Source organism: Lonsdalea britannica, assembly GCF_946477055.1.
Classification (GTDB): domain Bacteria; phylum Pseudomonadota; class Gammaproteobacteria; order Enterobacterales; family Enterobacteriaceae; genus Lonsdalea; species Lonsdalea britannica_A.
On the sequence record NZ_CAMKXG010000026.1, the window covers coordinates 1 to 20,207 of the forward strand.

Sequence of the window (20,207 nt, forward strand, 5' to 3'; positions counted from 1 at the left end):
GCTTCTGCGTGTTGCGCTGTTTCATCACCTGCGGAAAATGGCCGCTGTACCACAGCGCGTGGCGGATGTACTCGCAGAGCTGTTTCTTGTTGCTGAGATCCATCTGCAGCGTGGAGCCCTGTGTCAGCCGTTCGGTCAGCCACTGCGGATCGCTGAGTGCGCCGATGTATTGCTGGAGCACCTCATGCGAGATCACGACGCCGAGAATGGAAAAGTCGTCCGGCGTCGACAGCTCGAACTCTTTCCCGCCGGGGCTGACGGCAATGCCGTACTTGTCCAGCGGCTGCGCGTTGATAAATCCCATGTTCTCCTGCGTGGAGGGAATACCGAACCACACCGAGCCCGCCCAGGTCATGCAGGATTGCCGTAAAGCAAGGTTGGTGTATTCGTGACAGAGCTGCATGCCGTCCAACAGCAGTTCCTGTAGCTCGCCGCGAAAATGACCGGGGGAGACCTGATCGTAGAGCTGCTGCCAGGCGGTGATAGTGCGGGACTGGGCGTAAACGTCCTGCGTGTAACGCTGGTGCATCGGGTGAGTTTGATTCAGTAACGCCTGAACGGCTTCAGGAGGTGTCGGCTGGCTGTCGAGCTGATGCGGATGAAGGTGATGACCTGTTTTCATCTGTCGTATCCTCCGGTAAAACCTCTGCGCCGCGCAGGGCGCAATGATCCGATGGGCAAGCGTCCCTGCCGGTAGATGCCAGCGGCAGGGACGTTCAGCATACGAAAACTAGACGATGCGGAACATATCCACCATCACACAACGACGTATCCGTACAAAAGTATGAGCCGACGTCACCCCTTCGCCGGTCGGCGTGGAAATGGTCATGGACGTACAGCCCTCGCCGCCGAATCCCAGCCCGGCGATACAGGGGCCGTTCTTCACGAAAATGCTGGTGTTGATGCGATTGGCCATCTTGTGCAGGTGGGTGATGTCGGTCGAGTGCATCGCCGCCGTGTGGCGACATCCTCCCTCCAGCCGCACCGCCAGTTCGATGGCGTCGTTCACGTTAGCCACACGCACGATGGGCAGCACCGGCATCATCATCTCCGTCACGGCGAAGGGGTGATCCGCCGGGGTTTCCGCCAGCAGCAGCCGTGTGCTATCGCCAACGTCCAGACCGATTGCCGCGGCGATCTTCGCGGCATCGCGTCCCACCCAGTCGCGGCTGGGGCGGCCTTTGCCGTTGTCGTCGATATCGGTCAACAGCAGAGGCAGCAACCGTTCAACCTGCTCGTTAGTCAGCAACACCGCATGATGCCGCTGCATGTCGGCCAGCAACGCATCGGCCACGCTCTCGACCACAATCGCCACTTTCTCATCGACGCAGATAATATTGTTGTCGAAGGAGGCGCCGCGCACGATATCGCGGGCGGCACGGACAATGTCTGCGGTTTCATCCACCACGACGGGCGGGTTGCCTGCGCCCGCCGCGATCAGGCGTTTGTCCGTATGCTTGCGGGCGGCCTCCACCACCGCTTCGCCGCCGGTCACCACCAGCAGGCTGATGCCCGGATGGCAAAACAGGCGCTGAGCGGTTTCGATATTCGGGTCTTCGACGGTAACCAGCAGATTCTCTGGCCCGCCTGCGGTGACTATCGCTCTGTTCAGCAGGCTGATGGTGTGCAAAGAGACGTTCTTCGCCGAGGGATGGGGCGCAAACACGATGCTATTGCCTGCGGCGATCATGCTGATGGCGTTATTGATCACGGTCGCGGCCGGATTGGTTGAGGGGGTGACCGAGGCCACCACGCCCCAGGGCGCGTTTTCGATCAGCGTCATCCCGTTGTCGCCGGTGATCACCTGAGCCGCCAGACTTTCTGTCCCCGGCGTGCTGCGCGCCTGGGAAACGTTTTTGGCATATTTGTCCGTGACGCGTCCCATCCCCGTTTCGGCCACGGCCATTTCCGCCAGCACCTGCGCGTAGCGCTCGCCAGCGTCGCGGATCGCCGCGATCACTCTTTGCCGCAACACCACGTTATCCAGCTGTTTCTGCGCCTGCGCCGCCGCATCCACCGCCTCATCCAATGAGGCAAAAACACCGTATTGCATATCGAATTTAGGCGCCGGGCATACCGGAGCATCAGGCTCGAATATTGACTGTTCCATACGTGAATCCTCCAGGATAAGTTCAGACCCCATCCGCGTGTTGATAGTCATCGAAACGCGGGATAGCTTTCCCTGCGAGCGGCCTATTGCCGGTCCGCACGGCGGACAGATTAATCGCGTGAATCTGTCCGCGTTTTGGCGCGGCTGTCGCTCGTGGGCTATAGGCATGTTGCGGCGCTTCAGTGAATGTCACTATCAAAAATCGGCAAACTTCCCTTAAGTTTGAAGCGCGTCATAAATTAGCGTTTTGGTTTAGAACTTCTCGCATAGTGTGCGGAGAGACTGGAAAAATCGGGGGGGATATCCATGGTGGGTCATCGACGTGATGCGCCTGGAGGGTATGCTTTGATTGCTATCAAACGCTTCATCGCTACGTCTGGCGCTATCTGTTAACCCATCACCCATGCTCTTTTTCGAGCAATGCAGGGGGGCTGTCGTGTTCTAAAAAGCTCGGTTCTGTCATCGATGGTATCTGTCGTTCTCCGTCTGGCTTTGCTCGAAATGGCGTATTTCGGCAATAAGTTGCGGCAAGCGGTCGATCACCACATTGGCGCCAGCGTCGAACAGCCGCGTTCGATGATCCGGTGTGGTATGCGCGCCGCCGGTAAAGCCCACCACAAACATCCCCGCGCGTTTCGCCGCCGTTACGCCATGAACGGAGTCCTCGATAACGAGCGTATTTTCTGGCGCAGCGTTCATCACCTGAGCCGCATGCAGAAAAATATCCGGACGGGGTTTCCCGCGTCCCGGGCCCAGATCGACCGCGGAGAAAATGTACGGCGTGAAAAGCGGCTTCAGACCTACCTTCGTCAGCATAAAGTCCAGCTGTTCCGTGCTTGAATTGGAGCAGATACAGCGGGGAAGGGCTAGCTGGGACAAAGTCTCTCGCACGCCGGCAATACTGACCAGCCTGTCGGCGAAGGCGTTCATCAGTAATGGGTGGAACGCCTGACGAAGATGGGGCGCGATCGTGACGCCTTTATCTGTTCGGATCTGATCGATCAGTTCATCCCAGGCCAGCCCGCTGTAGCGATGCGTGAACTCATCAAGCCCAATATTCACCCCCTGATCATTCAGTAACGAGACCGTCAGTTCGATACCGATAATCTCCGAGTCGACGAGGACGCCGTCACAGTCGAAAATAATCAATGACACGCTGTCTTTCATGATTTCTTCTCCCAAAAGCGGCCGAACGCCGTCATCGACGTCGGCCAGCGGTAAAAACCTGCAATCAGGCGCTAATGCGTTGTGGCCGATATTTCACCAGCAGCCGCTGGATGTCCCGCAAACGGGGAACGGCGATGGCCGTCAATTTTTCGCGAGTGACGCTGCGGTCGAGAGAGATACAGTCTTTCCAGAGTGAACGGCCCGCGATCACGCCGGACGCGCCGTTGCGCAGCGCAACGTCGACCTGTTGAAGGAATGTTTCGTGGTCGACGCCCGCGGACAAGACGGCCCACGGAACGTCTCCGCAGATCTCTGTGACGGCGGCGCACGCTTCTTCTGTCCCCGGATAGGGGATTTTCAGCACCTTGGAACCACACTCAATACAGACGCGACAGCCTTCCTGAATCAGCTCAGGAATTTTGCGCTGATACGCTTCCTTGCTTTCGTTTTCCAGCGGGTAGGTGAGGAACTCGACGACCAGAAACAGGTCTTCATGGGCGAAATCGGCGATGACGCGGCGGAGTGTCGCCAGATTGGCCGTATTGGCCTCCGGCGTGTCCATGCGCAGATAGATCATGATTTTTCCGCCGGTCGCACCCAGCTCGCGGACTTTGCGGGCAGTGATGCCGTCCACCATGGTTGAAATGCGGTAGCCTTCCGGCGAGGTCTCCCAGCCGGAGGCATCGAGGCCGATCAGCAGGCCCGTATTGCGTGGCACGACGCCTTCATCAATGATGCCGGGAACGGCGCAGAGCGGATCGACCAGCACGCAGCCCGCCTCCGAGGCCAGATATTGCGTAATGTCGTATTTGGTTTTCCCCAGCGTCTCATTGCTGATGTTCGCCTGTTCCTCCGGCGTGTCGGCTAATAGCGTTCTCATTCCGCCGCGTTGATCGCAGGCCACCACCATCATGGCGCCAGTGTTATCGCAAATCATTTGGTAACCACGACGTTCTGCTGTTGTCATTTTGTTCATGGATTAATTCCTCGTAGGAGATAAGGAGTAGGGTTCAGGATGTTTAAGGCGCTCACCGACCCAGGAAATAAGACGTTCCGTCTCGATGTCTTTATCCTGATCCACGGTGAAGACCGGGCCGAACGCCATGGGCTGCGCCTTTTCGGCTAATGCGATTAATTCGGGGATATATTCTTCGCCGGGGTGTCCTTTTACGCGGCAGTGACAGCGCTCCGAATAACGGGCCGCCACTCGTGCGGGGGAAATCTGATTCCATATTTCCATGACGGATTCGCAGCCGCACAAAGAGAGGTATTCGGCTAAAACGGATTTATCCCGAAATCCAAACCAGGCATCTAAAATAAATACCGTCTTCGATGGCGAACCTTTTACGATATTGAACATCGCCGCATAAGCGGAATAGCCCAGTTGGCGATTCAATGGCCTGTCAATCCTGTCGGCGAACTGCACCATAAAGGGTTCTTTAATTTCATCGATGCTTAAAACCGGTAAATTGAAAAAAGCGGCAATCTGGTTGGCGATATAACTTTTTCCTGATGCCGGTATGCCATTAACCAAAATCAGTGTTTTCATAGTAATCCAAGTATTTCATCGACGGTGGTGGCGTGTCTGATGCGGCTTAACGTGTCCTCATGATCCAAAAGGCCGACAATAGAGGCGATGCCTTCCGTAATATGCGAGTCCCCATTAACACCGCCAAACATCACGATAATATCGACCGGTTCGCTGCCGTTAATTGATATGGGCGTCGCGAGCGTCACCATACTAAAACAGTCTTTAATAACGCCACATTCTGGTCTGGCATGTGGAATGGCGATGCCTTCATCAAAAACATAATAGGCACCATATTCCAGCGTATTATCGATAACCGCTTTAGGATATTCAGCGGTGACAAAGCCATCTTTAATTAATGGCTTTGCCGCTTTATCAATAATGTCTTGCCAGGCGTCAACGTTGACGCCGACCTGAATATACGGATTTTGAGCAAGAAATGATTTAATCGTCATGTTGCCTCATATATTTTTGCGGATCGTATTTCTTAACTCATCCATTCTCATAAAAATATCGTCAACCCGATGTCGATATGGCTTATAGGCTGAGAAGATTTTTACCGCCTGGGTATATTTCACCATCAGCTGTTTCTGTATTCCGGTATCTGCGGGGTTGTTCTGTAGTCCGGACTCCAGCTGGGTGATTTCCGCCTGCAAACTTTCCGCTTCTTCGCTGTTTTCATTTACCGGTCTCTCCGGCGTCTTTTCTGAATGAAAGAGATGTTTTAATTTCGCGAACATAATTCCTCCTCACATCGTGATGGGATAACCCGCGTAGTCGACCGCTTATTTGCCCAGTTTTCGGTTCGCCAGCCAGACGATAATAATGACGAAGGCGATGAAGCCGATGACGAACGGCCAGTCATGCTGGAAGGCATGGCCGAGCACCAGACCGGTGCTGATGACGTCTGAATCGCTGAACGTCACGCCTTTGAAGCCGAAGGTTTCAAGCAGCGGCACCAATATCGCCGGTAGAAAGGTAATGAACAGGCCGTGAACCACGCCGCCAATAATCGCGCCTTTCCTGCCGCCCATGGCGTTGCCGAAGACCCCGGCGGCACCGCCTGCGAAGAAGTTGGTCAGCAGACCCGGCAGGATCATGGCGAGTCCGAACAGCGGGAAGACCAGCATCCCGATAATTGACCCGACGGTGGTGGCCAGGAAGCCGACGATGACGGCATTGGGGGCATAGGGGAACAGCACCGGGCAGTCGAGCGCGGGTTTGGCGTTAGGCACCAACCGCATGGCGATGCCGCGGAAGGCGGGCACCAGCTCATTCAGCAGCAGGCGTACGCCGCTGTAGAGGACGAAAACCCCGGCCACGAACTGCATGGACTGCATAAACGCGTACATGATGTAGTTGGTCTCGCCCGCGAACTGCGCGATGTAGGTCGACCCGGCAAAGACGGCCGGAATGAGGTACATCGGCACCATGATGACGGCCATCGACAGATAGGTGTCTTGCAGGAACTTGAAGTTATCGGGCAGCTCCAGATCTTCGGTGGAGCGCGAGTTTTTACCGATGGCTCGCGCCACCGCGGCCTGAACGAGATAGCCGATGGTGCAGAAGTGGCCAAGTGCGACGTCGTCCGAGTCCGTAATCTTGCGGACGATGGGCTGGGCGATAGCGGGCATCAGCACGGCCATGATGCCGCCGAAAATCCCGCCGGTCAGAATCAACGTTGCGCCCGTCAGCCCCGCCTTGTAACCGATGACGGTGCCGATCGTCGCCATCCAGAGCAACGCCTGCCCGGTGAGGAAGATGTATTTGAACGGCGTGATCCGCGCAATGAGGATGTTGACGGCGAAAATCACCAGCAGCGTTAGCGCGACTTCGGAACCCAGCTCACGGTTAGCGACGCCAGCAATGGCCGCCACATCCGTGATATAGCCCTGCATGCCGAATCCGTGGGTAAAAATATCGTTGAGGAATGTCAGAGCGGCCACAATAATATTGATACCCGCCATCATGATCAGAAACCCCAGCAAGGTTTTAAATGTACCCTCTACGGTTTTACCGACGGATTTTTTTTGCAGAATAAGACCGATCATCGCGATTAACGCAATTAATATCGAAGCCTGGCCTAGAAAATCAGTCACAATAAAATGAATAATAGCGTCCACAGGTCACCTCATTATTAGATAGATTTCAGATATGCGAGGATTTTTTCTTCAATTTCTTTTTTGTCGGTGAGTTTGTTTAATATGATGACTTTCTTCTTATCCTCTTCGCTGGCGTCTGAAGTTAAAATGTCCGCAAACATTTTTTGGGTAAGAATAATGTCGTATTTGTAGGATGATGCTTCCGATACCGTGGTGTGATCGATATTCGCATCAATGGCGAGTTTTTGTAATACGGACTTGGCGCTCATTTCAATAGCGAAACTGGAACCGAGACCGCAGCCACATACGCAGAGTACATTCAGCATAATATTACCTCAGATAAGGTGATTTATTTTAGCAAGCTTGTAGAGATAACTATCTTCGTCCACCAATCGTTTTTTAATATTTTCAAGGTCTATCGGTATGGCTTTATTGTTATTGTTGATGACAACAATTTTATTGGTCAGGCCGCTGTGAATACATCTGACGACCTCTTCTGCGAGAATAGCGCCCTGAATGATTTCCTCTCCCGTCGGCGTGCCATTCCTTAAACCGTATCCCAGAATCGTTTTTCGGATTCGAATTCCTATCTTGTGCTCTATTTTTCCAATCATGGTATCAATCGCCCCCTGAAATCCGGGGGTGTACTCTTTGGTATATCCTTCAGAACATAAAATAATGACGCTGTTCTGTATTTTGATTTTTTGTTTTATCGTTTCCGCCAGAATCTCAATATCCCAAAGGGATTCTGGAATAAGCGCAATATCCGCATTACTTTTTAACGCCGCCTGCAATGTCAGCTCACCGCAGTAACCGCCGAGCAGTTCGATGATAAATATGCGTCCCGGCAGGCCGCGCCCGGTATTTCTTAATTTGGCGACTTCACTAATGACTTGTTCACAGGCGGTGGAAAATCCGATGGTGTAACTGTCACCGTCGATGTCGTTATCTATTGTCATTCCGACGCCGTAGCAGCAGATGCCGTAGCTGCTCAATGTCTTCAAAAACTGAAAAGAACCATCGCCGCCGCCCATAATCAGACAATCCAGTTTTTTATGGCGAAGGTTCTTTACGATTTTCTCGTAGTCGGATTTTCGGCACTTATCCTCTTTCCGTCCTGACGCCACCAGCGGTACTGACGAGAGGGACAGATCAATGAGATCGCGACGCGCGATGTCTTTGCAGCGATTTTCGATCAGCCCATTAATCCCGCCGTCGAAAATAACCATGTCAGAGTCGGTCATCCGGTTGATCTGGAATAGAAAATTATTCATTCCGCTGACATCGCCGCCGCTTAGTACCAATCCTATTCTCATGGTTGACCTCGGATGAAGACTCCTCAGTGACTGTGGGATCGATAGTAGAGACGGGGGGATTAATTTTTTTGGAGCATGTCACACTTATGCAACATTTCCCTCGAGGGGCAAGGCTTGACAGGCGATTAGCACCTTGAATTTTGTGAGGCTTGTCACTCTATTTTCCTTGGGGCTTTCTAATGACGCTCGGTAATTATTTGTTTTCCATCTATTTTGATTATGGAACCGATACCAGCTTGAAACGGCGGTCTTGCCCGAGAAAACACATGCTGCTTTTGTGATTTTCTTCACATTAGTTTGGTGGAAAGCGAGTGGGAAACCCGGTCGTTGACGACGGGATATTGGCGAATAAGAGTGACCTTTTAATTTTCAGGGAGATAGAGGCATGTGATGAGAATTTGCTGATAGAACGCACATAATATGCTTGCTTTTAATACCTCCGAATGAATAATACGTCGAAATTTACACAATCTTACTATTAATGGACGAAATCTTTTCATTAAAGGGATTTTTCTGATGTGTTTTTCTTTTTCAAAGCAAATCTCCGTCGCTGTTGCGGCCATTGTGCTGACCTGCGTCTCCACCGTGATGGCGGCAGACATCCCTGATGCCTCCGGACAAGGGACCGCCGCTATTGATGCTCGCGAGCAGCTCCGCCAGCAAGAGCGAGAGCGTGCGCTGCGAGAGCAGAACACCCCGCAAGCGGATGTCCATCTTAGCATGCCAGACGCCGTGTTACCGGGCTACCCGGCACAGGAAACTCCCTGTTTTGCCATTAATCACATAGCGTTACAGGGTGAATCTTCCGAACAGTTCCAGTGGGCGCTGGCGTCTGCCAATGACGCCAAAAGCCGCTGTCTTGGCAGTCAGGGGATCATGCTTGCCATCAACAAAGTGCAGAATGCCATTCTCGCCAAAGGCTACGTCACAACCCGAGTGATGGCGCAGGAGCAGGACTTAACCCAAGGTACTCTGACACTCACTCTTCAGCCGGGCCATATCGGCGATATTCGTTTCGGTCAACCGACATCGTGGCGTGGGCGGTTATGGAATGCCATCCCGGCATCGCGAGGCGATATTCTCAATTTGCGGGATGTCGAGCAAGGACTGGAAAACTTCAAGCGCGTCCCCAGTGCCAGTGCAGATATTCAGATTGTGCCAGGAGAGAAGGAGGGCGCCAGTGATTTGTTGGTCAATTGGCAAGGGAAGCGTCCGGTTCGTCTGAGTCTAGGGCTTGATGACAGCGGTTCTGAAAGTACCGGCCGTTATCTGGGCAATGCCACTCTCGCTATCGATGCGCCTTTCGCACAAAACGATTTGTTTTACGCCAATATGGGTAGGGACATGTTTGCTCAGGGGCCGTACGGCAATCGCTCGCATACGCTGAATTACTTCTTCCCGGTGGGCTACTGGGCGTTTTCAGCGAACTATAGCGACTATACCTACCATCAAAATATTCCCAATGCGAATGAAGTGCTGAGCTATAACGGAAAAAGCGACAACGTCGTCGCGACCGTTTCACGATTACTCTTCCGCAATCAGTCACATAAAACCACGCTCAACCTGCGGACCTACCGTAAACACGCCACAAACGCCGTCAATGGCGTTGAGATTGAACAGCAGCGCCGTCGCACCGCGGGCTGGGAGCTGGGCGTCAATCAGCGCAGTTATTTCGGCGACACCACGGTCGACGCCAATGTCAGCTGGCGTCGTGGGACGGGCGCGTTTGGCGCGACGCCTGCGCCTGAAGAGAAAACGCATAGCGGCAGTGCGCGAACAGGATTGCTGCTGGGCGACGTGAGTATCAATCAACCTTTCTCCGTGGTCGATCAGCCCCTGCGTTACTACACCAGCGTGCGCGGGCAGTGGAGCGCCAATGCCTTAACCCCACAGGAGCGTCTGGCTATTGGCGGGCGTTACACGGTGCGCGGCTTTGATGGAGAGCAGATGCTGTCTGGCGAGCGCGGTGTTGTCTGGCGTAACGAATTAGGCTGGAACATCGGATCTCGGGGACATGAACTCTATCTGGCGCTGGATTATGGGCGAGTGGGCGGTCCCGGCGCTCGCGATTTGGTAGGACATCAGCTGGCGGGCTCGGCCGTGGGGATCCGCGGAGCCCTTTGGCAGCATATCAGCTATGACCTTTTCGCGGGCGTACCGCTCGTGAAACCAGAGGCTTTCCACACATCAGGCGCGACGGCGGGCTTCAGCATCAACGTTGAAATCTGATCCTCGCTATCAGGTTCGCTGCCATTTTTTTGTTGTTATTCCAGGGATTAACCTTTTTCACGGAAGGAAGTCATGAACAAGCATTGTTACCGTCTTATTTTTAGCCGTACGCACGGCGAGTTACGCGTTGTTTCTGAACTGGCGCGCAGTTGCAGCAGCGAGCCGGGTCAGACCCGCGGTCCGGGCTCCGCTCGTCTGTGGGTGACGGTTCGTCGTGCGGTATGGATGCTGGGGCTGGCGTTGTTCGCCGGTCCGACGCTGGCGGCGGGCATTGTGGCGGATAACGGTGCGGCGGCGGGTCAACGACCTGACGTCATAGCCACGCAGAATGGTCTTCCTCAGGTTAATATCACCGCGCCGAATCAGGCCGGGATTTCCCACAACCAGTACAGCCAGTTCGATGTCGATCAAAAAGGGGCGATTCTCAATAACTCGTCGGCAATGACCTCTACCCAGATGGCGGGGATGATTCAGGGCAACCCCAACCTGAATGGCGGTAGCGCGCCCGCCAAAGTCATCCTGAATGAAGTCAGTAGCACCAATCCCAGCCAGCTTCGCGGCTATATGGAAGTCGCGGGAGGACGCGCTCAGGTCATCGTGGCTAACCCCGCAGGGATCGTCTGCGACGGCTGTGGGACGATCAACGCGGGGCGCATGACCCTGACGACCGGTAAACCCCAACTCAATGCGGATGGCAGCCTGGCCGGTTATCAGGTTGAGCGCGGTGTTGTGCGTATTGAAGGCGGCGGGCTGAATGGCGATTCCCGGCATGATACGGAATATGTCGATGTTCTGGCCCGTGCGGTTGAGGTGAATGCGGGCGTCTGGGCCAAAGAGAAAATTAATGTTGTCGCCGGTCGCAACCGTGTCAGCGCAGACGGTGGAACCGTCGAGCCTTCTGCGGTGTCGGACGAGGCTAAACCCGAGCTGGCTATCGATATGGGCCAGATGGGGGGCATGTACAGCGGCCAGATTCATATGATCGGCACGGAAGCGGGCGTTGGCGTCCGTAATCAGGGCGGTCAACTGCAGGCAGGAAAAACGCTGACCGTCAGCAGCGAAGGCCGATTGGTCTGGCAGCCTGCTCAGCAGGACGCGGTGACGCAGGCGGGAGAGTCCATCAGCCTCACGGCCAACAACGATATTGAGCACGACGGCAAATTACACAGCGGCGGCACGCTGAATGTTCAGAGCCGCGCGGGCTCGATTAAACAGTCCGGTACGCTGGCGGCGGCCGGAGATGTTCAGCTTTCTGCGGCCGGGGGAATTGAAAATACCGGGCACCTGCTGGCAGGGAGTGATGCCAACAGTACGTTGGTCAATGATGCCGATCTCACGCTGACCAGCCAGGGCGACGTGCGCAGCAGCGGTAGCCTGTTGAGTCAGAAAAATGTCGCGTTGACCGGAAAGCGCGTCGATATCAGTCAGGCACAGCTTGCCGCCAAGCGTGCGACGGTCACCGCACAAAGTGGCGGCGTCGGATTGCAGCAAGCCAAAGTCGACAGCCAGCAGCTCACTATTGATACCTCGGGAGATATTGATGCCCGGCAAGCGCAGGTCAAGGTGGGAGCCTGGGCGGTGGACGGCAACAATATGTCCAACCAGCAGGCGGTCTGGATACAGGCTGATACCGGAGAAAGCCGATTTAAGTTAAACGGAGCACTTGATAATACTGGCGGTAACATTGAGGCGAACAACCTAAGCCTCTTTGCCGGCACGCTCGATAACCAGAGTGGCCGACTGGTGTCATTAGACACTCAGGCACGGGCGTGGGGTGTCGAAGGATTGCTGAATAATAGCGACGGGGTGCTGGGCAGCAATGGCGATCTGACGCTCAACGTCGGGGCGCTGAAGAATCAGGCTGGGTCGGTTAAAAGCCAATCGGCGCTGCATATCGACAGCGCGGGCGATGTGGATAACGACCACGGTACGCTGCTGGCGAGCCAGGATCTCAGCCTGTCGGCAGGACATATCGATAACGACGCTGGGGTTCTTGGCGGCGAACAGTTACAGCTCACGGCCCAACGTTTGAATAACAACCTTGGGCGGGTTATCAGTCAGCAGAATCTGCAACTGACCGCGCAGCAGGGGCTCGATAACCAGCAGGGCTTTATTGGGGCCGGGCAGGATCTGAATATTCAGACCGAGGGTGACTGGAACAACGAGGGCGGTACCGCGCAAAGCGAAACGTTGCTGAGTGCGACGGCCAATAACCTGAACAACGGGAGCGGCAAGCTTCTTTCCGGCGATCGTCTATCGTTGGACGCCGCAGGCGCAGTCAACAATCAGGCGGGGGAAATCAGCGCGACGACGCTTAACGTCGACGCGGCGAGTCTGTCGAATGAAAAAGGGTCGGTGATAGGCCAGCGCTCGCTGGCGGTGAATGCGGCGCAGGCGTTGAATAATACGCAGGGACTGCTGTCCTCAGGTGAGAAACTGGTTCTTCATACCGACGGTCTGTTGACCAATCGGGACGGGGAAGCCAGCGCGGCCGGGCTGGACGTCACGGCCAAACAGCTCGATAACGCGCAGGGCAAGGTTATCGCGGGCCAAAATCTGAATTTGCAGGTACAGGGCGGATTGGATAATAGCGCCGGACTGCTTGAAGCCGCCGATAAGCTTGAAGTTCAGACTGAAGGCGACTGGAACAATCAGGGCGGGATCGCGCAAGGCGGCAGCCGAGTGGTCGTCACGGCCCGCAATCTCGATAACACCGAGGGGCGGCTTCAGTCAGGCGGCGGGTTATCACTGAACACGACGGCCGATGTCACCAACCAGGCGGGGAAATTGACCGCTCAGGGCGACCTCAACTGGCAAGGGGCGCCGACCAGCTTATTGAACAATGACGGCGGCTCACTGCAAAGCAGCGGCGATCTGGTGCTAAACGGCGGACGGGTAACTAACCGTCAGCAGGGCGTGGTGCTGGGGCAGAAAGCGCTTTCCTTCGATTTGTCATCAGACTGGGATAATCAGGGCGGTCAGTTAACCACTCAGGGACCTGCCGTGGTGCGCGCCGCTAATCTGTACAACGCGCAGGGAGCGGTCAACGCGTTGGGCAGTTTGGACATGCAACTGACGGAGACGCTGGATAACGGCAGCGGACGCATTTTCAGTCAATCCTCGCAAACGCTGGCGGCACAAAACATCCTGAACGATCAGGGGTGGATGGGCAGTCAGGGTGAATGGCGCGCCAACGCCGATCGTTTCGACAATACGCAAGGCAGCGTACAGACGCAGCAGAACGCACAGCTGACGGCAGCGGAGTTGACTAACCATCAGGGGACATTGCAGTCAGCCTCAGACATGGCCTTAAGGGTGGCGGGCGATATCGATAACCGTGCGGGTAAGGTCAGCGCGCAGAATCAGCTGAATGTGCGGGGCAATACGGCGGACGAGAGCACCGGCGCTGTGAATAATGCGGGCGGTCAATGGCTGGCGGGCGAAGGCTTCAGTCTGGCGGCGCAAAAGCTGGATAACACGCAGGGCGGTGTGCTGTATAGCCAGAAGCAGCTTGATCTCAATGTGGGAACACAGCTCGATAATCAGCAAGGCAAGCTGCAAAGCGGTGAAACGCTGACGCTGAATGCGCAATCCCTGCAAAACGATGGCGGCACATTAGACAGCCAGCAACAGCTGGTGCTGAACACGTCGGGAGAGCTCAGCAATCAGGGCGGAGCACTGCGCAGCAATGGCGATCAGCGCATTACCGCCCAGCGTGTTAACAACCAGAACGGGGTCGTCAGCAGCCAAGGCGGACTGACGCTCAATGCGCCGCTGTTGGACAACGCTGGCGGAACGCTCATCAGCCAGGGCGCGGGGACATATCGCGTCGATACGCTGAATAACCAGCAGGGTAAAGTCCACAGCGGCAATGCGCTGACGTTGACCGCCAATCAGGTCAATAACTCTGCGGGACAGCTGGTTTCCACGCAAGACTTCACGCTCAACGCCCCACAGCTGAACAACAGCGGACAAGGCACCATCAGCAGTCAGGGCGCGCTGGATATTCAAAGTGACACGGTGAATAACCGCGATGGCGGGCTGATCCTAGGGACAACGCGTACAGGGGTGACCGCGCGTGAAGCGGATAACACGGCAGGTCGCCTGCAAAGCGCCGGGGCGCTGACGCTGACGGGACTTACCCAATTAGATAACAGTCAGGGGCGGGTTATCGCGAACGGGCCGCTCAGCATTAACGCGATCGGCAACCGTCTGTCGCGCTCGGCGTCGGCGCTGTCGGTATTGAACCCAAGCGGTGTGATGCAGAGCGGGGCATCGCTGGTTCTCGATGCCTTGTCCCTGAACAATCAGGGCGGTACGTTGCAGAGCCAGCAGGCGTTAAGCCTCAGCGTACAGCAGGACTATACCCAGCGTGCAGGCGACACGTTAAGCAGCAACGGCGCGCTTACGTTCTCCGTCGCCGGCGTTTTAACCAATCTAACGGACTGGCTGCTTCCCGGCGATCTGACCCTCAACAGCGCTCACTTCAATAACCAGGGCGCTCTGGTCGGCAAGTCACTGCAGATCACGACCGGGCAATTGACCAACCGTGGACGGATTGAAGCGGACGCGATGACGCTTGATTTCGACACGTTGGATAACCCGAATGCGGTGATGGGCGATAACGTGACCCTGCGCGGCCGCATCATTGATAACTACGGTTCGGGGGCGGTGCTGGCGGCTACGCAGTCACTCAATTTACGCGGGAATGAACGTCTGACTAACCGCGACGGCGCGCTAATTTTCAGCGGCGGCAGCTTACAGTTGGGCAGTAACGATCTGATCGAAAACCGGGCCAGCGCGATTGAGGCGGATGGCGATGTGACGGTCGATGCTCAGCGGTTAACCAATGAGCGCGTGGGGCTGAGCATTGAGCGCGATGCGGAGTCCAGTAATTACAAATGGCAGCGGTATAACTATTTCTGGCGTTCCTACAACTTAACCGTCAATCCCGACAAGAACACCGTCGCACCCGTCACACAGTCGCTGACTTATCAAAATGATGCGGAGGCGCAAAGCAACCCTTACGGCACCATTCTGGCGATTGACGCAGCTGGAAAGCGTGCCCAAGTCCGCGTGAAAAACACCTCTGGAAAGCTAACGGACATGTGGGTCAATTACCTGGCCCTGCAGCCGAGTACGGATGGCAGCTATGCCATGACGTTTTATCAAACCACGGGGTTCTGGCAGCGCGCGGTGCCGACGCCTTACCAAAATACCGTGTGGCGTGAATTCAACCGAGGCCGTCTGGAGCAGTGGGATCCGGAAAAGCACATCGATATTTACAGCGCTCCAAACGTGACGGACTACAACAACCTGCGTGAGCGCACGGTGACCGGCTCGCTCACGCGTGACAGACTGATTGCGGAAGGGACCGGCGCCCGGATTCTGGCGGGCGGCGACATGACGCTGCGCATCAACGGCACCTTGCTCAATGACGCCAGCGTGATTACTGCAAATGGCAATCTGGGCATTGAAGGGAGTGGGAATGTTGATAACCGGGGATACTCCGTCAACGAACATCGTACCGAGGTCATAGCCGACCACTACGACAGAGACACGCGGCACTGGTATCCCACCACGAACTACGATGCCACCACGGCGCTCACGACGATCGACGGCATCATTTCCGGTCATGGAGAGGTCGCCATCACCGCAGCGAACATCACCAATACCACCGTGAATCAGGCGCAGATCAGCAGCGTGGAAGCGGCGCTAAAAGCGGCCGAGGCGGAAAGGGCCGAGTGGGAACGTAACCCGCTGGCGTTCAGCGTTGAGGGTGTCGACGGACAGCAGGCTAACGTGGCGCTTGAGCCGGGCGGCAAGGCGACCGCCGGTAGTCCGTCTTCATTGGGCCGACCGTTACTTCCCGCCGAGAAGGCGCTAACGGCCATGCAACACGTCGGCAGCGTCGCTACGTCGATTCCGGACAATGGTCTGTTTCGTCAAAATCCGGCGACGGGCAGCCCTTATCTGGTGGTCACCGACGAACGTTTTACCAGCCGCACGCAGTTTATCAGCAGTGATTATCTGCTTTCGCAGGTCGGGTACGACCCCTCGACGATCCACAAGCGTTTGGGCGACGGATTCTATGAGCAGCGCTTAGTGCGCGATCAGGTTCTGAGCCTGACAGGACGTCAGTCCGTTCAGGGTGAAGACGCGATGGCGCAGTACCAAAACCTGATGAACAACGGCGTCAAAGTGGCGCAGGACTTTCATTTGGTCACCGGTGTGGCGCTGACGCCGGAACAGATTGCATCGCTGCAGCAAGATATCGTCTGGATGGTTGACGAGACGGTGGAGACGGCTGCCGGTCCGCAAACCGTTCTGGTGCCTAAGGTTTACCTCGCTCAATCTACGCTGCGTTTGACGGGTGATGGCGCACTGATTGCCGGTGGAGAGCTACAGCTCTCCGCAGACAGCATCACGAATGCGGGCAATCTGTTTGCCGATAAAGCGCTAAGCATTGATGCCGGGCAATTCCTGCATCAGGGCGGTGATATCAAGGCGGACAGCATTAATGTTCAGGCGGACAGCCTGACCATGAGCACGAATCTTCAGGACGCCTTGCGTCAGGCCACCATGAGCGCCAGCGACATTAGCCTCAGCGGCAACGATATCCACCTGCAGGGCGCCAAGCTGGATGCGACGAATAACCTTAGTCTGAGCGCCCGCGATAATCTGGACATCAGCGCGGCGAAAAGCAGCTTCAAGTCTGATGGATTGCAGGTCATTTCCGGCGCGATGGGCAATCGAACCAGCGACGGGATGGAAGAAGCCGGTGAGCGCATGGCGACCCTCAGCGGGGAGTGGCAACAGGCTCTGGGCAGCGAGCTGAAAGCCGGGGGAAATCTGGTGCTCAACGCCGGGCAAGACATTACGCTGCGCGGCAGCCAAGCCAGCGCGGGAGGCCAGCTGGGCGTGCAAGCCGGCGGCGATATCAATTTGCTGGCGGACAAATCCACCAACACCACGCACCTTGAGGCCAACAGCAGCACGTCGTCAGTGAGCAACAGTCGTGAGGAAGATCGTCTGCTGCTCAGCTCATTGAGCGGCGCCAAGGGCGTCACCTTAGTCGCAGGTCAGGATCTGCTTGCAGAAGGCGCTCAGGTCGACAGTACGGAAGGTCGGGTCCGCGTCGGCGCGGATAACGTGACGATTAAAGAGGCCCATCAATTAACGAACGCCTTTGATAGCGAAAACAAAAAGGACGGACGGACGCAAAGCCAGCGCACGATTGACAGCGCCAGCGATGTCGCCGTCGGCAGCACCTTGAGTGGTCAGGATGGCGTCACCGCCATTGCGCGCGAGGGCGACCTCTCCGTCACCGGCAGTACGCTGCACAGCGAACTCGGCGAGATTGCGCTACAGGCCAAAAACGATGTGGCGATTAATAGCGCAACCGAACAAGAGTCTGAACACCTTGAAGAACGCTCTCAGAAGAAAGGATTTTTGCACAAGAGCTCCAGCTTCACGGTCCAGGATGATCGCGTCACGACGGAAAAAGGCTCGCTGCTAAGCGGCAACAGCATCAGCGTGAATGCGGGAAATGATTTGGGAGTAAAAGGCTCTTCTGTTGTCGCGCAGGAGGATGTTCGTCTGAAAGCGGGCAACGATGTCACCATTGAGGCGGCAACGGAAACGACTTCATCTCTCAGTATAAAGGAGTCAAAAAAGAGCGGGGTATTAAGCAACAATCTCGGTATCACCATCGGTTCTCAATCAGCTAAGGCATCACATGAAGGGAATGAGGTGACGCAAAGCGAGGCGCGTAGCCTGGTTGGAACGAGTGGCGGCAACGTGATAATCAACGCCGGTAATAAGGCGACGGTGAGCGCGTCGGACGTGACGGCAGCACGTCAAGACGGTGATACGGAACGTAAAACTGGTCATATCGATATCACTGCCAGCGATATTGATATTATCCCCGGCAAGGACGTAGTGCAGGAGACGACAAAACAGTCCAGTAGCAGCAGAGGCGTAGGCATCTCGATCTCCGATCCGGTTATTGACTCGGTGCGTAATATCCGGGCTATCAAGAATAGCGATGACAGTGGCGTGACCAAAGGGAAGCAACTGTCAGATGAATTGGCGGCGGCGGCGGCCGACATAGGCGGTGGAGCCTCGTTGCCCGTCAGCTATGGGCGTACATCTTCAAAAAGTGAATCACAGTATTACGCAGCGTTTTCGAGCGGCAGCAACCTGACGGCGGCGGGGAATATTCAGCTTAATGCCACAGGGGAAAAAGGTCAGGGTGATGTACTGATCAGCGGTAGCCGCCTCGGGGCTGAAGAATCAGTCATTATTGATGCAAAAAACAATGTTGATATCACGACCTCGACGGACAAAGAGAACCTGAGTACCCGCGCTGCTAGCAGCGCCTGGAGCGTGACTTCGGCCATGCCGACGGTGGGTTCAGCCACACGTACTGTTAGCGGTGGGCCAAACCATGGCAGCGGCGTCCTGCCGTTTGGTATGGAAAAATCCAGCAGTGAAGGCGAACGTCAGACCAGCGCCCAGACCGGTAGCCAGATTGCGGGAAATGATATCTTTATCACCAGCAAAAACGGACATATCAATCTTGAGGGTAGCTCCCTCGCGTCGATCAACGATCTCCTGTTGTCTGCTGAAAGCGGCGGTATCAACGTTACCACTGGCACTAACACGATATTCGACAAACAGCACGGTAAAGACAGTATGGTGGGCAGCCTTGGCGGTGACGGTTACAGTGGCAAGGTAGGTTACCGCCGCTCAAAACATTCGTCGCAGCTCGACAGCAATCAGCAGAGCATGCTGAAGAGCCAGATAACGAGTCAGCAGGGCAATATTGCCCTGCAAGCCAAGCAGGATGTCGCAGTAGAGGGGGCGGATATCCAGGCGGGTAAATCGCTGCTCCTGAGCGGTGAAAATATCCGGTTGGATGCCAGTGAAGATAGCCTGCACAACACGAACAAGTCCTCTTCAGCACAGTATGGCGTCACGGCCTCCGCCTCTGGCTGGGCAGTGACCGCCGCGAAGGCTCTGGAGAATGCGATCCGTTCGAAAGAAGAAGGGCGTGACTCGCGTCTGACGGCTATCTATGCCGCTCAGGCCGCGCTGACGACCGCCCAGGAGGTTTACAACGGTTCGCTGGTGAAGGTGAGCGTCGGCGTTTCTGCTGGCAGCTCCAAAGAGCAGCAAGACTACCGTAGCCAGGAGGAGCAAGGAACTCATCTGGTGGCGGGCGAGACGGTGCGTCTCGATGCGGATAAGGATATCGCGGGCCGGGGCGTGAGCATTGCCGGTAAGAATGTGGCGCTGGATGCAGGACGTGATATCACGCTGAGCTCGGCGCAAGATACGGAGAAAGAGCAGAGCCGGAGCAGCGGCAATCAGTTCTCTGCCGGTGTGGGCTTCTCGTTGATTGGTCAGCAAAACGGTTTCAGCATAGAGATAGGGGCGAGCCGTTCGCAGAGCAAAATGGAGGGCAATTCGCTGGTCAACCATAACAGCGAAGTCCGTGCCACCGACACGTTGACGGTAAACAGTGAGCGCGATACGACCTTGCAGGGCGCGGCGCTGCATGGGGAGCGGGTCGTTGCCGATGTTGGCCGTGACCTGACCATCAGCAGCCAACAGGACAGTGCGGAATATCATAGTCGCTCGAACTCCACCGGACTCAATCTCAGTATCTGTGTCCCCCCCATCTGTGCCGGAGCCTCTTCCGCGTCCTCGGCCCAGGGGAGCGTGGACGTCAGCAGCGGCAGGATTAACAA

The 20,207-nt window shown here is 55.8% G+C and carries 11 protein-coding genes and 1 pseudogene; 2 read left to right on the forward strand and 10 right to left on the reverse strand.

The genetic code is table 11. The features are described from left to right. The 10 genes and pseudogenes from Q7O77_RS03580 to Q7O77_RS03625 all read right to left on the reverse strand — a co-directional run. Positions 1 to 622 (reverse strand): annotated as a pseudogene (locus Q7O77_RS03580) (ethanolamine utilization protein EutR); the annotation flags it as partial. Between the two features lie 108 nt (positions 623 to 730). Continuing rightward, the gene (locus tag Q7O77_RS03585; protein WP_304163635.1) at positions 731 to 2,110 is read right to left on the reverse strand and encodes an aldehyde dehydrogenase family protein; all 1,380 of its coding nucleotides are present in this window, start codon (positions 2,108 to 2,110) and stop codon (positions 731 to 733) included. A 459-nt stretch (positions 2,111 to 2,569) separates the two neighbouring features. Further along, a complete protein-coding gene (locus Q7O77_RS03590) occupies positions 2,570 to 3,277 on the reverse strand; it encodes an HAD family phosphatase (protein ID WP_304163637.1) in 708 nt (235 codons plus the stop codon). A gap of 64 nt (positions 3,278 to 3,341) precedes the next feature. After that, positions 3,342 to 4,253, reverse strand: coding sequence for a tagatose-bisphosphate aldolase (locus Q7O77_RS03595; protein WP_304163639.1), 912 nt, complete (start codon positions 4,251 to 4,253; stop codon positions 3,342 to 3,344). 3 nt (positions 4,254 to 4,256) lie between these two features. Then, positions 4,257 to 4,826: an AAA family ATPase gene (locus Q7O77_RS03600; protein WP_304163641.1), complete on the reverse strand. Its 570-nt coding sequence runs from the start codon at positions 4,824 to 4,826 to the stop codon at positions 4,257 to 4,259. Continuing rightward, the gene (locus tag Q7O77_RS03605; protein WP_304163643.1) at positions 4,823 to 5,260 is read right to left on the reverse strand and encodes a PTS sugar transporter subunit IIA; all 438 of its coding nucleotides are present in this window, start codon (positions 5,258 to 5,260) and stop codon (positions 4,823 to 4,825) included. Before Q7O77_RS03605 ends, Q7O77_RS03600 begins: the two co-directional genes overlap by 4 nt. 6 nt (positions 5,261 to 5,266) lie before the next feature. Then, on the reverse strand, positions 5,267 to 5,545 hold the full coding sequence (locus tag Q7O77_RS03610) for a hypothetical protein (protein WP_304163646.1): 279 nt from the start codon (positions 5,543 to 5,545) through the stop codon (positions 5,267 to 5,269). Positions 5,546 to 5,590: 45 nt separating this feature from the next. Further along, positions 5,591 to 6,928 carry a PTS sugar transporter subunit IIC gene (locus Q7O77_RS03615; protein ID WP_304163648.1) on the reverse strand — a complete coding sequence of 446 codons (1,338 nt, stop codon included), beginning with the start codon at positions 6,926 to 6,928 and terminating at the stop codon, positions 5,591 to 5,593. A 14-nt stretch (positions 6,929 to 6,942) separates the two neighbouring features. Further along, entirely contained in the window at positions 6,943 to 7,233 is a 291-nt protein-coding gene (locus tag Q7O77_RS03620; protein WP_026738698.1) for a PTS sugar transporter subunit IIB, read from the reverse strand. A gap of 9 nt (positions 7,234 to 7,242) precedes the next feature. Then, positions 7,243 to 8,223, reverse strand: a complete 981-nt coding sequence (locus Q7O77_RS03625; RefSeq protein WP_304163654.1) for a 6-phosphofructokinase — start codon at positions 8,221 to 8,223, stop codon at positions 7,243 to 7,245. Positions 8,224 to 8,811: 588 nt separating this feature from the next. On the opposite strand from Q7O77_RS03625, the gene Q7O77_RS03630 reads away from it, so the two are divergent. Together Q7O77_RS03630 and Q7O77_RS03635 are read left to right on the forward strand one after the other, a co-directional pair. Then, positions 8,812 to 10,452: a ShlB/FhaC/HecB family hemolysin secretion/activation protein gene (locus Q7O77_RS03630; RefSeq protein WP_304163658.1), complete on the forward strand. Its 1,641-nt coding sequence runs from the start codon at positions 8,812 to 8,814 to the stop codon at positions 10,450 to 10,452. Between the two features lie 72 nt (positions 10,453 to 10,524). Continuing rightward, a partial coding sequence (locus Q7O77_RS03635) for a hemagglutinin repeat-containing protein (protein ID WP_304163656.1) occupies positions 10,525 to 20,207 on the forward strand: 9,683 nt, incomplete at its 3' end.

Excerpts from the sequence above, each read along its gene's own strand:
- Q7O77_RS03585 (WP_304163635.1), bottom strand. The coding sequence starts at position 2,110 with ATGGAACAGTCAATATTCGAGCCTGATGCTCCGGTATGCCCGGCGCCT.
- Q7O77_RS03590 (WP_304163637.1), bottom strand. The coding sequence starts at position 3,277 with ATGAAAGACAGCGTGTCATTGATTATTTTCGACTGTGACGGCGTCCTC.
- Q7O77_RS03595 (WP_304163639.1), bottom strand. The coding sequence starts at position 4,253 with ATGAACAAAATGACAACAGCAGAACGTCGTGGTTACCAAATGATTTGC.
- Q7O77_RS03600 (WP_304163641.1), bottom strand. The coding sequence starts at position 4,826 with ATGAAAACACTGATTTTGGTTAATGGCATACCGGCATCAGGAAAAAGT.
- Q7O77_RS03605 (WP_304163643.1), bottom strand. The coding sequence starts at position 5,260 with ATGACGATTAAATCATTTCTTGCTCAAAATCCGTATATTCAGGTCGGC.
- Q7O77_RS03610 (WP_304163646.1), bottom strand. The coding sequence starts at position 5,545 with ATGTTCGCGAAATTAAAACATCTCTTTCATTCAGAAAAGACGCCGGAG.
- Q7O77_RS03620 (WP_026738698.1), bottom strand. The coding sequence starts at position 7,233 with ATGCTGAATGTACTCTGCGTATGTGGCTGCGGTCTCGGTTCCAGTTTC.
- Q7O77_RS03625 (WP_304163654.1), bottom strand. The coding sequence starts at position 8,223 with ATGAGAATAGGATTGGTACTAAGCGGCGGCGATGTCAGCGGAATGAAT.
- Q7O77_RS03630 (WP_304163658.1), top strand. The coding sequence starts at position 8,812 with ATGGCGGCAGACATCCCTGATGCCTCCGGACAAGGGACCGCCGCTATT.